Below are 13,797 nucleotides of genomic sequence, written 5' to 3'. Positions count from 1 at the left end.
AAGGAGTTGGAAACCATGGCCCCAGTCGCCATGCGTCTCGCTGCACAATCTCTCTCCGACGCCCAGCCCGTCCCCTTCTGGCTGGAAGACCCCGGCAAGCCCGGAGCCCTGCCCGCCCTCACCGGCACCGAGAAGTGCGACCTCCTCGTCGTCGGCGGCGGCTACAGCGGACTCTGGACCGCGCTCCTCGCCAAGGAGCGCGACCCCGCCAGGGACGTCGTACTGATCGAAGGGCGCGAGGTGGGCTGGGCCGCCTCGGGCCGCAACGGAGGCTTCTGCGCCGCCTCCCTCACCCACGGCTTCGGCAACGGGCTCGCCCGCTGGCCGGGTGAGCTGCCGAAGCTGGAGGAGCTCGGCGAGCGCAACCTCGACGCCATCGAGGAGGCGGTCGCCCGCTACTCCCTGGACTGCGACTTCGAGCGCACCGGCGAGATCGACGTCGCCACCGAGCCGTACCAGGTCGAGGAACTGGCCGAGGTGTACGCGGAGATCGACCGGCTCGGTCTCGCCGACGGCCTCGAACTGCTCGACCAGGACGCCGTCCGCGCCGAGGTCGACTCGCCGACCTTCCTCGGCGGTCTCTTCGACCGCCGAGGGGTCGCCATGGTGAACCCCGCCAAGCTGGCCTGGGGCCTCAAGCGGGCCTGCCTCGACCTGGGCGTACGGATCTTCGAGAACACCCCCGGTCTGGAACTGGTCTCCGTCGGCGCCGGCATGGGCGTCCGCACGCCGTACGGCCGGGTCGTCGCCCGCCGGGTCGCGCTCGGCACCAACGTCTTCCCGTCCCTGGTCAAGCGGGTCCGGGCGTACACCGTCCCGGTCTACGACTACGCCCTGATGACCGAGCCGCTCAGCCCCGGGCAGCTCGCCTCCGTCGGCTGGAAGAACCGGCAGGGCCTCGGCGACTCCGCCAACCGGTTCCACTACTTCCGCATCACCGCCGACAACCGGATCCTCTGGGGCGGCTACGACGCGATCTACCCCTTCGGGGGCAAGCTCAACGCCGACATGGACCACCGCCCGGAGACGTACCTCAAGCTCGCCGAGCACTTCTTCCGCTGCTTCCCGCAGCTGGAAGGGCTGCGCTTCAGCCACGCCTGGGGCGGCGCGATCGACACCTGCTCCCGCTTCTCCGCCTTCTTCGGTACGGCGTACCAGGGCAAGGTGGCGTACGCGGCCGGGTTCACCGGCCTCGGCGTCGGCGCGACCCGCTTCGGCGGGGAGGTGATGCTCGACCTGCTCGCGGGGGAGCGCACCGAGCGCACCGACCTGGAGATGGTCCGCTCCAAGCCGCTGCCGTTCCCGCCCGAGCCGGTCGCCTGGGCCGGCATCGGCATCACCAAGTGGTCGATGGCGCGCGCCGACGAGAACGGCGGCCGGCGCAACCTGTGGCTGAAGACGATGGACAAGCTGGGTCTGGGCTTCGACAGCTAGGACCGGTGAAGCGGCGGGGTCACGGCGTGTGCCGTGGCCCCGCCGCGCCGTTCCCGCCCGCCGCGGCGGGGCCACGGCGGGCGGGCGGCGATGCCGGGCGGAGGCTCGTACGAACACGGGGGAGGGGCGGGCGAGGGAAGCCGCCGACCAGGCCCGCCGCCGGCCACCCGACCGGACCCCCGATGTGTGACCCAGATCACTTTCCCGGTGCCCCGAAGTCGCGTAAGAGAAGACGTCGACCCCGCTCTCTCCGTCTGGACACCGTGTCCACCCGGAAGGAGACCGTTGCGATGACTGATACGGGGGCCACAGGCGCCAGGAGTGCCGTGGAGTGGCTGGCTTCGGTGGCGCCGGATCCCGACGTCTGCCGGTGGGAGTGGGAGCGCAACCCCCACGGCGTCGCGCTGCTGCCCGCCGGCAGGCGCTGGGACGTCCTGATCCTGCCGTCGGAGCTCGGCTACCCCACCCTCGACGTGCTGGGGCGGCTCGTGGACCGGCCGGGCCCGGTCCTCGCCGACTTCGGCGACGCCCGGATGGGCTTCTTCGTCCCGCCGGGCACCGTCACCCGCTGGCTCGGCAGCGGCGTGCGCGGCGCGGGCGCCGGGACCTGGATCGTCGTCCCGTATCCGGGCCGGGTGACCGGTGCGGTGCGCTGGCTGGTGGCGCCGGACGGCGCGGGCACCCTCACCGACGCGTCCCTCCTCGAACTGGCGATGCACGAGGCGGCGGGGCGGCTGGCGCGGGGGGTCGACGGGGACTGAATCGGAGGCGAGGTCCGGGCAGAGGTCTTGACCACTCGATTGGTCTGGACCATGCTGTGGCGCGCTCGCACCTCGATTCCCCCACCCCCGGAGGCAGTTGTGGAACGCGCCAGACCCCTCACCCTGCTCCTCGCGGGCGTCCTCGCCGCCGGCGGACTCGCCGCGCTCACCCCCGCCGCCCAGGCCGCCGACACCGAACTCGCCCGCAACGGCGGCTTCGAGGCAGGCCTCGAAGGATGGACCTGCACGGCGGGCAGCGGCGCCGTCGTCTCCTCGCCCGTACGCAGCGGTACGAAGGCGCTCCAGGCGACCCCCGCGGGGAGCGACAACGCCCGCTGCTCCCAGACCGTGACCGTGAAGCCCAACTCCACCTACACACTCAGCGGCTGGGTACGCGGCAGCTACGTCTACCTCGGCGCCGCCGGCACCGGCACCACCGACGTCTCCACCTGGACCGGATCCGCCCCCGACTGGCAGAAGCTCAGCACCGGTTTCACCACGGGCGCCTCCACCACCTCGGTCACGATCTACACCCACGGCTGGTACGGCACCCCCGCCTACCAGGCCGACGACCTCTCCCTGTACGGCCCCGGCGGGGACCCCGTCCAGCTCCCGGCCGCCCCCACCGGCCTCGCGGCGGGCTCCCCGACCTCCACCTCCGTGCCGCTGACCTGGACCGCGGTCCCGGGAGCCACCTCGTACAAGGTTTACAAGGGCGGTGCCGCCGTCGCGACCGTGACCGGCACCTCGTACACCGCCACCGGCCTCGCCCCCGCCACCTCGCACACCTTCCAGATCTCGGCCGTGAACGGCGCGGGCGAATCCCCGAAGTCGGCGGCCGTGACCGCGACGACGACCAGCGGCGGCGGTGGCAACCCCGGCCTGCCCGCGCACGCCCTCGTCGGCTACCTTCACGCCAGCTTCGCCAACGGCTCCGGCTACACCCGGATGGCCGACGTCCCCGACTCCTGGGACGTCATCAACCTCGCCTTCGGCGAACCGACCTCGGTGACCTCGGGCGACATCCGCTTCAGCCTGTGCCCGGCGACGGAATGCCCGAACGTCGAGTCCGTCACGGACTTCAAGGCGGCGATCAAGGCCAAACAGGCCGCCGGCAAGAAGGTCCTCATCTCCATCGGCGGCCAGAACGGCCAGGTCCAGCTCTCCACCACCGCCGCCCGCGACACGTTCGTCTCCTCCGTCTCGAAGATCATCGACGAGTACGGCCTCGACGGCCTCGACATCGACTTCGAGGGCCACTCGCTCTCGCTCCAGACCGGCGACACGGACTTCCGCAGCCCGACCAGCCCGGTCATCGTGAACCTCATCCAGGCGGTCAAGACCCTCAAGGCCAAGTACGGCTCCGGCTTCGTCCTGACGATGGCCCCGGAGACCTTCTTCGTCCAGCTCGGCTACCAGTACTACGGCTCGGGCCCCTGGGGCGGCCAGGACCCGCGCGCCGGCGCCTACCTGCCGGTCATCCACGCCCTGCGCGACGACCTCACCCTGCTCCACGTCCAGGACTACAACTCGGGCTCCATCATGGGCCTCGACAACCAGTACCACTCCATGGGCGGCGCCGACTTCCACATCGCGATGACCGACATGCTCCTCACCGGCTTCCCCGTCGCCGGCAACACGGACCGCTTCTTCCCGGCCCTCCGCGCCGACCAGGTCGCGATCGGCCTCCCCGCCTCCACCCAGGCGGGCAACGGCCACACGACCCCAGCCGAGGTGAACAAGGCCCTCAACTGCCTGACGAAGAAGACCGACTGCGGCACGTACCGGACCCACGGCACCTGGCCCGCCCTGCGCGGCCTGATGACCTGGTCGATCAACTGGGACCGCTACAACCAGGGGGAGTTCAGCCGGAACTTCGACGCGTACACGTGGAGCTGACCGCCAGGATCAGCACCCCCAGGCACAGGCTGGCCAGCACGTCCAGGGGCCAGTGGTAGCCGCGCAGGACCAGCCCGGCCCCCGTCACCGCCGTCAGCACGGCGGCGACGGGGACCAGCCGCTTCGAGACGAGGAAGGCCGCGCCGAAGTAGGCGACCACCGCGGTGGCGGTGTGGCCGGAGGGGTAGTAGCCCTGCGCCCACGGCTCCAGCGGGCCGGGCCGGGCCGTCCACTCCTTCAACGGAATCACCAGGAGCGGTACGAGGGCCATCGCGAGCCCCGCGTACAGGGCGGCGATCCGGCGGCTGCGCCACACCGCGTACGCCATCGCGCAGCCGAGGACGGGCAGGGCGACGGTCAGATTGCCGAGGTCGGCGCCGAGTTCGGAGAGGGGCCGGGGGACCGTGTCCACCAGGGCCCGGGACACCCGCTCGTCGAGCCTGGCCAAGGGGCCGTGGACGAGCACCTGCCAGGTCACGACGGCGAGGGCGACGAGCGCCGAGAAGAGAGCCGGCCGCCCTGGAACAGGGGGGGTGGTTCCAGGGCGGCCGAGGGGATCGGGCTGCCGCACGCCCCGGGGGGTGTGGGGCGGGCGGCCATCCGATCGGTGAGGAGTTCCGGAGCACGAGGCTCCAGCGGTGTGCGCGACGGCACGGGTCGGGCGGGGCTGGGGAGGCTCCGCCCGGGGTGTTTCTCTCATCTGCAGAAACCGTACGGCAGAGAAGAGGGGACCGACAGCGCGAAACGCAACCCGCCATCGGCCCCCCACAGAGTCTTCACACCATGGCCCTCACGGGGTGGGGGTCAGATCTGCGCGAACGCGTTCTCGATGACGTCGAGGCCCTCGTTCAGAAGGTTCTCGTCGATGACCAGCGGCGGCAGGAAGCGCAGCACGTTGCCGTAGGTGCCGCAGGTCAGGACCAGGACACCCTCGGCGTGGCAGGCCTTCGCCAGCGCGCCGGCGGCCTCCGGGTTCGGCTCCTTGGTCGCGCGGTCCTTGACGAGCTCGATGGCGATCATGGCGCCGCGGCCACGGATGTCACCGATGGCGTCGAACTTCTCGGCCATCGCCGACAGGCGGGCCTTCATGACCTCCTCGATGCGCTTGGCCTTGCCGTTGAGGTCGAGCTCCTTCATCGTCTCGATGGAGCCGAGCGCACCGGCGCACGCCACCGGGTTGCCGCCGTAGGTGCCGCCCAGACCGCCGCCGTGGACGGAGTCCATGATCTCGGCGCGGCCGGTGACGGCGGCCAGCGGCAGACCGCCCGCGATGCCCTTGGCGGTGGTGATGAGGTCAGGGACGATGCCCTCGTCCTCGCACGCGAACCACTGGCCCGTACGGCAGAAGCCGGACTGGATCTCGTCGGCGACGAAGACGATGCCGTTGTCGTTGGCGAACTTCACGATCGCCGGCAGGAAGCCCTTGGCCGGCTCGATGAAGCCGCCCTCGCCGAGGACCGGCTCGATGATGATCGCGGCGACGTTGTCGGCGCCGATCTGCTTGCTGATCTGGTCGATCGCCTGGGCGGCGGCCTCGGGACCGCAGTTCTCGGCACCGGTGGGCCAGCGGTAGCCGTACGCCACCGGCACGCGGTAGACCTCGGGCGCGAACGGACCGAAGCCCTGCTTGTACGGCATGTTCTTCGAGGTCAGCGCCATCGTCAGGTTCGTACGGCCGTGGTAGCCGTGGTCGAAGACGACGACGGCCTGGCGCTTGGTGTACGAGCGGGCGATCTTCACCGCGTTCTCGACGGCCTCGGCGCCCGAGTTGAACAGCGCGGACTTCTTGGCGTGGTCGCCAGGGGTCAGCTCGGCGAGCGCCTCGCAGACCTCCACGTAACCCTCGTACGGCGTCACCATGAAACAGGTGTGGGTGAAGTCCTGCAGCTGCGCGGTGGCGCGGCGCACGACGGCCTCGGCGGAGGCGCCGACCGAGGTCACGGCGATGCCGGAACCGAAGTCGATCAGACGGTTGCCGTCGACGTCCTCGATGATGCCGCCACCGGCCCGCTTCGTGAAGACGGGGAGCGTGGAGCCGACGCCACCGGCGACCGTGTCGAGCCGGCGGGCCTGAAGCTCCAGCGACTTCGGACCGGGAATGGCGGTGACGACGCGCCGCTCCTGCGGGACAGCGTTCATGCGGGGCTCCTGGGGGTGTTCTGGACGCACTTGCGGGTTTCCTCCGCAGGCTAGGCGCGGGGAAGGCCCGGCGGCATGCGCCGATCGGGAGTGGTGGGGGGTGTGTCGTTGTCCGGGATGGACATGGCGACCCCGGACCGCCCCACCGGGCGCCTCCCCTGCCCGCCCGGGCACACGGCTGGGCGAAACCCCTCCGGGGCGTCTTCGGGCCACTAGATTGACGGTGGCACAGAGACGGCGACCTGGCTGGTCAGGGGGCAGGGGTTCATGGAGACGGACGGCACGTACGAGTCGCGCGACCCGTTCGGCGGTGCGGCACCACCACCCCCCGCGAAGGAGTTCCCGCCGCGTGCGACACCGCCGCACCCGCCGGTGCCGCGCCCGGCGGGCCCACCGTCGGCCGGCCTCCCGCCCGCGGGTCCGCCGTCGGCCGATCCGTCCCCGGCCGGTGCGCCGTCGGCCGGTCTCCCGCCCGTCCCCACGCACACGCCGGCTCAGACCGCCCCGCCGCGGCCGGGCCATCTCCCCGCCGTGAGCCATCCCGTCGCCGCATGGCTGGACGCCCCCCGCCCGGAGGCCGGTCTCGGCATCTGGCGGTTCCGGCACATGCCTCCGCCGCCCGGGGCGCCCGCGCGCCTGGCGCCCGCCACCATCGCCGGGATGCTGATCCCGGTGGCCATCGGCCTGCTCATCTGGTCGGCCTACCGGCGCGGGACCCTCCCGTACATGTACGCGGTGCTCCAGACCCTCACCCCGAGCGACTGGTGGTACCACGGCACCACCTCGGCACGGGACTGGCACGGGGAAGCGGCGCACGAGGTCTTCGGCGGTGTCGTCTTCGTCGGGCTCGTCTGCGCGATCGCCGCCCTCGGTTCCTGGGGCAGGATCGTCCGCTACTACCTCGGCCGGTTCCGTCCGCCCGTACGCGCCGCCGTCGCCGGTGCCGGGGCCGTGGTCGCCCTGGCGTTCGTCTGGCCGGAGGCCTTCGGTATCGGCTGGGACCCGCTGCCCGTCGCCCTGCCCCTGATCTCCCTCGTGTCCCTCGTCGGCGGCGGATACGACGTTCTCGAAGCTCCCCTGCTCGTCTATCCGCTGTACGCGGCCATCACCGCGCTCGTCGTGTGGCCCTTCGCCCGCGTCGGCGAGTGGGCGGCCCTCCTCCGTACCTGGCGCGGCTCCACCGCCGCGCCTGCCCCCGCACCGGCCCCGGGCGTTCCCCGCTCCCAGTGGCCCGAGCTCCGGGAAGCAGGTCAGCAGCGCGCCGCCGAGCGGCTCGTCGTCGAACTCGCCACCGGGCGGATGAACGACGTCGACTGCGCCCGCGTCCGCCGCGCCTGGCAGGACACCGACCGGGACGCCGTACGCCGGGCCGCCCTCGTCGACACGCTGATCGAGCGGGGCGCCGCGACGGGCGCCCACCCGTCCGGCGACCGTGACCTGCCCCAGCGCACGGCCACCCACGACCTGCTCGTGGACCAGGTCCGGATCGGCCGCTGCGTGCCTGCCGAGCGCACCCCGCACGCCTACCACGGTGCCGGCCTCGCACTCGACCCCGGACTCCTCGGCACCTCACTCCTCGCGGTCGGCCCCTCCGGCGCCGGCAAGACCCGCGCCCTCGTCGCGCCCGTCGTCGAGACGCTCACCCTCCAGGCGCTCACCGGAAGCTGCGCCGTCGTGGCGGTCGGCGCGGCCTCGGCTCCCCTCGGGGCCGACGAGGCGTACGACGTCGTCGTCAGGCTCGGCGACCCCGCGTCCCGCTACGACCTGGACCTGTACGCCGGTGCCACCGACGCCGACGAGGCCGCCACCGTCCTCGCCGAGGGGCTCGTCGGCGACCTGGAGGGCGTGGAGACCCGGCGTGCCGCGACCGTCCTCGCCCAGCTCATCGGGCCCTACCGGACCGCGCACGGACGCTTCCCGACCGTCCCCGTCCTGCGCGAGCTCCTCGAAGCCCGCCCCGAGAACCTCCGCGACCTGCACGACCTGCTGCCGGCCGACAGCGCGCAGGCCATGCGCCGCGAACTGGAGTCCCGGATCCGCCAGGTCGGCACCGCGACCGATATGGGACCCGTGCTCGCCGACCGGCTCGCCGCCCTCGACCGTCCCCTCTTCGCCGAGTTCTTCGGCGGGGGCCACGAGGTGCGCGCCTTCTCCCTCGCGGCCGTCGCCCAGCACCCGGTGCGCGTACGGATCAGCCTGCCCGAGGGGGGTCACGAGGAGGCCGCGCGTCTCCTGAACCGCCTGCTCCTCGCCCAGTTCCAGTCCGTCACCCGCCACCGCGCCGGACGAAGCCACGTCGCCTTCCTGGTGCTCGACGACGCGGCGAGCGCGCTCACGCACGGGACCGTACGAGCCCTCCAGCGGCTGCGCCCGCAGAACGCGGCCGTCGTACTCGCCCTCCGTACCCTCGCGGAGGTGCCCGAAGCGCTGCACGGGCCGCTCCTCGCGTCGGTCGGCTGCCGGATGGCGTTCGCCGGACTGCCCACCTGGGACGGCAGGGCCTTCGCCGAGGCGTGGGGCACCGAACGGGTGGAGACGACCGAGGTCGCCCATCACACCGTGTTCGCGGACCAGCCGATGACCCGGGCGTTCCACGCCCTGCGCAAGCTGGTCACCGGCAAGGCCGTGACCACGGAGGCCGTCACCGTGCGGGAGGTGGAGCGGCAGCGGTGGTCGGCCTCCGATCTCGCGCACGCCGTGCCCCCCGGGCACGCCGTCCTCTCCCTCACCCATGTGCGGGGTGAGCACATGCCGCCGCTCCTCGTCGACCTGCGAGGCTGAGCGCGGCCCTCCGGACGGGCTGGCACAATCGGGGTCGCCGCTCGGCTGAGCGGCGACCCCTCGCTCAAAGGTCCGACGGTCTCCCCATGCCGCCCACCCTCGCCTCGCTCGTCCAGCACTCCTCCCTGAAGCTCATCGTGCGTGCCGGTGAGGACCGTCTCGACACCCCCGTCCGCTGGGCGCACGTCAGCGAGCTCGCCGATCCCGTCCCGTACATGGAGGGCGGCGAGCTCCTCCTCACGACCGCGCTCACGCTCGACGCGGAGGACCTGGAGGCGATGCGCCGCTACGTGCGGCGGCTGCTCGGCGCGGGGGTCGTGGGGCTCGGCTTCGCCGTCGGCGTCAATTACGACGAGATCCCCTCCGCGCTGCTCGAAGCGGCCCGTGACGAGCACCTGCCGCTTCTCGAGGTGCCCCGCCGGACCCCGTTCCTCGCCATCAGCAAGGCGGTGTCCGCCGCCATCTCCGCCGACCAGTACCGGGCCGTCACGGCCGGCTTCGAGGCCCAGCGCGAACTGACCAGGGCCGCGCTCGCCGAGGGCCCCGAGGCCGTCGTCGCCCGGCTCGCCGCGCACGTCGACGGCTGGGCCGCGCTCTACGACACCTCCGGAACCGTCGTCGCCGTCTCGCCCGACTGGGCGGCACGCCGGGCCGCCCGGCTCACCTCCGACGTGGAGCGGCTGCGCGACCGTCCGGCGCCCGCCAGCGCCGTGGTCGGCGGTACGGACGACCGCGTCGAGCTCCAGTCGCTCGGCAGCGGGCGGCGGGTGCGGGGCGCCCTCGCCGTCGGTACGGGCGCGCCGCTCGGAACGGCCGAGCGGTACGCGGTGCACTCGGCGATCGCCCTGCTCACCCTCACGACCGAGCGTTCCCGTTCGCTCCAGGCCGCCGAACAGCGGCTCGGCGCGGCGGTCCTGCGGATGATGCTCGCGGGTCAGCCGGACCACGCGCGCGCGGTGGCGGGGGACGTGTACGGCGGGCTGCTCGACGCCCCCTTCCGGCTGATCGTCGCGGAAGCCGCCGGCGGCGACCCGACCGGCGAACCGGCGCTCCCGGCGCTCGCCGAGACCCTGGAGGCGGCGGCGGCACGCGCCGGCGAGGCGGTGCTCACCGTTCCCGAGAGCGAGCAGCGTCTCGTCGTCCTCGCCGGGGACGGCGGCGCGGTCGTCGCCGCCTGCGGCGGGTACGCGGACCGGGACGCGGAGGACGTCGGCGTCACCATCGGACTCTCGGCCCCTGCCGGACCGATCGTGGCCGCGGCGGCGTACAAGCAGGCGGAGCAGGCGCTCTCGGTGGCCAGGCGGCGGGGGAAGGCGCTGGTCGAGCACGAGGACCTGGCGGCGGGCTCCGTGCTGCCGCTCCTCGCCGACGACGCCGTCCGCGCCTTCGCCGACGGGATGCTCCGCGCGCTCCGCGAGCATGACGCGACGGGCCGAGGCGATCTGGTGGCCTCCCTGCGGGCCTGGCTCTCCCGGCACGGGCAGTGGGACGCGGCGGCGGCCGACCTGGGCGTCCACCGGCACACCCTGCGCTACCGGATGCGGCGCGTGGAGGAGATCCTCGGCCGCTCCCTGGACGATCCGGACGTACGGATGGAGCTGTGGCTGGCGCTGAAGGCGACGGGCGAGGGCGCGGAGTAGCGGCCGCCGGAACTGTCCGGTCCGCCGGGCCCGCCGGGGCCGGCCAAGCCCTTCGGACCCGTCGGGCCCGTCTAGTCCGAGCCGCCCCCGTCGTCGCCCCCGCCGTTGCGTCGCCCGCCCCCGCGCTGTCCGGCGCGTGCCACCTCGCCGCCCAGCAGGGTCACGGTGGCCACCGCGCGGACCCAGCGGGGGCCGCCCCTCGCCGCCCACACGACGCAGGCGCATCCCGCGACGGCGAGGACCAGGACGCCGATCAGTACATAAAGGATCATGCTTTCCCCCTGTGCTCTTGCGGTCCGGGCCATCCTTTCATTCCTCCGGAGTGCCGACCGGGAGCCTGTTCCAGGGCCTTTTCCTGTCCAGAATCCGCTGCGCCTGCCCGGATCCGGGCAATTTTCTTGGTTCTCGGGGCCCGCTGTCCCTACTCTCCTGCTCATGACAAGCCCCGCCGTCGACCCGGCCCCCGAGACGCACCCGGACGCCCCCGAACCCCGTACCGCCGCCTCGACCGGCGACTCCGGCGACTCCGCCGCCCCCGCCATGCCCGTCGCGCCCGCCCGACGGATCAGCGGGGCCGTCTGGGCCGCGCTCGGCATCGTGTACGTCGTCTGGGGGTCCACGTACCTCGGGATCCGGATCGTCGTCGAGACCCTCCCGCCGTTCCTCTCCGGCGGGGCCCGCTTCGTCACCGCGGGCCTGCTCCTCGCCGCGATAGTCGCCTGGCGGCAGGGTCCCGCCGCCCTCAAGGTGACCCGCAGGGAACTCGGCTCGGTCGTCCTCGTCGGCCTGCTCCTCATCCTCGGCGGCAACGGCCTCGTCGTCCTCGCCGAGACCTCCATCCCCTCCGGCCTCGCCGCGCTCCTCGTCGCCGCCGTCCCCGTCTGGGTCGTCCTGCTCCGCGCCGCCCTCGGCGAGCGCCCCGGCCTCGGCGCCTTCGGCGGTGTCCTGCTCGGCTTCGCGGGCCTCGGTGTCCTCACCGTCCCCGGCCTGAGCGGCGAGGTGAAGATCGGCGGAGTGCTGCTCGTCGTCGTCGCGGCCCTGCTGTGGTCCGTCGGCACCGTCTCCTCGGCCCGGCTGCCCATGCCCGCGAACCCCTTCACCGCGAGCGTGTACGAGATGCTGGCCGGCGGCCTCGGCGCGCTCCTCCTCGGCCTCGCGCGCGGCGAACACCACGGCCTGGACCTGGGCGCCGTCTCCGGCCGCTCCTGGGGCGCCCTCGCGTACCTCATCGTCTTCGGCTCGATCGTCGCCTTCACCGCGTACGCCTGGCTCCTCCAGAGCGCCCCGATCTCGCTCGCCGCCACCTACGCCTACGTCAACCCGGTCGTCGCCGTCCTGCTCGGCGCGCTCGTCCTCAACGAGGCCCTGACCTGGCCCATCCTCCTCGGTGGTGCGATCGTCGTCGGCGGCGTCTGGCTCATCGTGTCGACCGAACGGCGCGGTTGACCACCCCTTCCCTGTCCGGGGCGGACAGAGCCGCGGCTCCACTACTCCATACCGGACAAGCCCACGGCCGCCGTCCCGGCCCTAACGTGGCACCAGAGCAATCGCTCGCTCCCCGAAACGGAAAGGGCCGGGACGCAATGACGACCACCCACGCCTTCTGGCTCGCCGGCCGCGAGGCCACCGGCGACGCCTCCTTCGACGTCACGAACTCGTACGACGGACGTCTGGTCGGCAAGGTCAGCGTGCCCACCGAGGCCCAGGTCGAGGAGGCCGTCGCCGCCGCGCACGCCGTCGTCGACGAGTTCGCCGCGACCCCGGCGCACGTCCGCGCCGCCGCCCTCGACCACGTGTCGAAGCGGCTCGCCGAGCGCACCGAGGAGATCGCCCTCCTGATCTCCGCCGAGAACGGCAAGCCCATCAAGTGGGCCCGCGGTGAGGTCGGCCGTGCCGTCTCCGTCTTCCGTTTCGCCGCCGAGGAGGCCCGCCGCTGGAACGCCGGCGAGGCCCAGCGCCTGGACACCGAGGCCGGTGGCGCGGGCCGCCTCGCCCTCACCCGCCGCATCCCCAAGGGCGTCGTCCTGGGCATCGCGCCGTTCAACTTCCCGCTGAACCTCAGCGCCCACAAGGTCGCCCCGGCCATCGCCGTCGGCGCCCCGATCATCCTCAAGCCGGCCCCGTCGACCCCGATCTCCTCCCTGATCCTGGGCGAGATCCTGGCCGAGACCGACCTGCCGGCCGGCTCCTGGTCGATCCTCACCGTGCCGAACGACCGCATGCCCGCCCTCGTCCAGGACGAGCGCCTCCCGGTCATCTCCTTCACCGGCTCGGACAAGGTCGGCTACGCCATCCAGCAGTCGGTGCCGCACAAGCACTGCACCCTGGAGCTCGGCGGCAACGCCGCGGCCGTCGTCCTGCCCGACTGGTCCTCCGAGGCCGACCTGGACTGGGCCGCGACCCGTATCGCCACCTTCTCCAACTACCAGGGCGGCCAGTCCTGCATCTCCGTGCAGCGCGTGATCGCCGACGCCTCGGTCTACGACCGCCTGGTGCCGAAGATCGTCGCCGCCGTGGAGGCGCAGGTCACCGGTGACCCGTCCGACGCCGCCACCGACGTCGGCCCGCTGGTCGACGAGGCCGCCGCCCAGCGCGTCGAGTCCTGGGTGGACGAGGCCGTCGCGGCCGGCGCCAAGCTCCTCGCCGGCGGCAAGCGCGAGGGCGCGACCTACGCCCCGACCGTGCTCGCCGACCTCCCGGCCGACGTCACCCTGGCCCGCGCCGAGGTCTTCGGCCCGGTCCTGACGATCGCCAAGGTCGACGGCGAGGCCGAGGCGTTCGCCGCGGTCAACGACTCGGACTTCGGCCTCCAGGCCGGTGTCTTCACCCACGACCTGCAGACCGCGTTCCGCGCCCACCGCGCCCTCGAGGTCGGCGGCGTGATCGTCGGCGACGTCCCGTCCTACCGCGCCGACCAGATGCCGTACGGCGGCGCCAAGCGCTCCGGCGTCGGCCGCGAGGGCGTGAAGTTCGCGATGGACGACTACACCTACGAGCGCGTCCTCGTCCTGACGGGCCTCGCCCTGTAACCCGTAGCCCCGCCTCACCCGTACCCCCGCCGGTACGGGACACGAGACCAGGCGGCCTGAGCCCACTGTGCGGGGGCTCAGGCCGCCTTCTCGTCTTTCCGGACCGCCGGAAAT

Annotated in this window: 10 protein-coding genes; 7 read left to right on the top strand and 3 right to left on the bottom strand. The window is 73.1% G+C overall.

Features of this window, described 5'->3' with window-relative positions:
- Positions 1-15 precede the first annotated feature (15 nt).
- The 3 genes from IO20_RS0123245 to IO20_RS0123235 all read left to right on the top strand — a co-directional run bounded on the left by IO20_RS0123245 (position 16) and on the right by IO20_RS0123235 (position 4,094).
- On the top strand, positions 16-1,434 hold the full coding sequence (locus IO20_RS0123245; protein ID WP_030550957.1) for an NAD(P)/FAD-dependent oxidoreductase: 1,419 nt from the start codon (positions 16-18) through the stop codon (positions 1,432-1,434).
- 290 nt (positions 1,435-1,724) lie between these two features.
- Complete coding sequence (locus IO20_RS0123240) at positions 1,725-2,195, top strand: hypothetical protein (RefSeq protein WP_030550956.1); 471 nt, start codon at positions 1,725-1,727, stop codon at positions 2,193-2,195.
- Between the two features lie 99 nt (positions 2,196-2,294).
- Entirely contained in the window at positions 2,295-4,094 is a 1,800-nt protein-coding gene (locus tag IO20_RS0123235) for a chitinase (RefSeq protein ID WP_030550955.1), read from the top strand.
- Here IO20_RS0123235 and IO20_RS0123230 read toward each other — a convergent pair.
- Together IO20_RS0123230 and gabT are read right to left on the bottom strand one after the other, a co-directional pair.
- Positions 4,060-4,794 (bottom strand): phosphatase PAP2 family protein, encoded by a 735-nt coding sequence (locus IO20_RS0123230; protein WP_078946029.1) that lies wholly within the window; start codon positions 4,792-4,794, stop codon positions 4,060-4,062. The two genes, IO20_RS0123235 and IO20_RS0123230, sit on opposite strands and share 35 nt — an antisense overlap.
- A gap of 104 nt (positions 4,795-4,898) precedes the next feature.
- Positions 4,899-6,233, bottom strand: coding sequence for a 4-aminobutyrate--2-oxoglutarate transaminase (gene gabT, locus IO20_RS0123225; protein ID WP_030550953.1), 1,335 nt, complete (start codon positions 6,231-6,233; stop codon positions 4,899-4,901).
- Positions 6,234-6,500: 267 nt separating this feature from the next.
- On the opposite strand from gabT, the gene IO20_RS0123220 reads away from it, so the two are divergent.
- Together IO20_RS0123220 and IO20_RS0123215 are read left to right on the top strand one after the other, a co-directional pair.
- Positions 6,501-9,014: a hypothetical protein gene (locus tag IO20_RS0123220; protein ID WP_030550952.1), complete on the top strand. Its 2,514-nt coding sequence runs from the start codon at positions 6,501-6,503 to the stop codon at positions 9,012-9,014.
- An 86-nt stretch (positions 9,015-9,100) separates the two neighbouring features.
- Positions 9,101-10,654 carry a PucR family transcriptional regulator gene (locus tag IO20_RS0123215; protein ID WP_030550951.1) on the top strand — a complete coding sequence of 518 codons (1,554 nt, stop codon included), beginning with the start codon at positions 9,101-9,103 and terminating at the stop codon, positions 10,652-10,654.
- Between the two features lie 71 nt (positions 10,655-10,725).
- Here IO20_RS0123215 and IO20_RS0123210 read toward each other — a convergent pair whose 3' ends face one another.
- On the bottom strand, positions 10,726-10,926 hold the full coding sequence (locus IO20_RS0123210) for a hypothetical protein (protein ID WP_030550950.1): 201 nt from the start codon (positions 10,924-10,926) through the stop codon (positions 10,726-10,728).
- A gap of 163 nt (positions 10,927-11,089) precedes the next feature.
- Here IO20_RS0123210 and IO20_RS0123205 point away from each other — a divergent pair, with 163 nt between their 5' ends.
- Both IO20_RS0123205 and IO20_RS0123200 read left to right on the top strand, forming a co-directional pair.
- Complete coding sequence (locus IO20_RS0123205) at positions 11,090-12,100, top strand: EamA family transporter (RefSeq protein WP_078946027.1); 1,011 nt, start codon at positions 11,090-11,092, stop codon at positions 12,098-12,100.
- A 137-nt stretch (positions 12,101-12,237) separates the two neighbouring features.
- Entirely contained in the window at positions 12,238-13,683 is a 1,446-nt protein-coding gene (locus tag IO20_RS0123200; protein WP_030550947.1) for an aldehyde dehydrogenase family protein, read from the top strand.
- The last annotated feature ends 114 nt before the right edge of the window (positions 13,684-13,797 follow it).

Source organism: Streptomyces exfoliatus (assembly GCF_000725545.1).
Classification (GTDB): Bacteria; Actinomycetota; Actinomycetes; order Streptomycetales; family Streptomycetaceae; genus Streptomyces; species Streptomyces exfoliatus.
The sequence above is the reverse complement of the archived record's forward strand: the minus strand, read 5'-3'. Positions and strand labels throughout refer to the sequence as shown.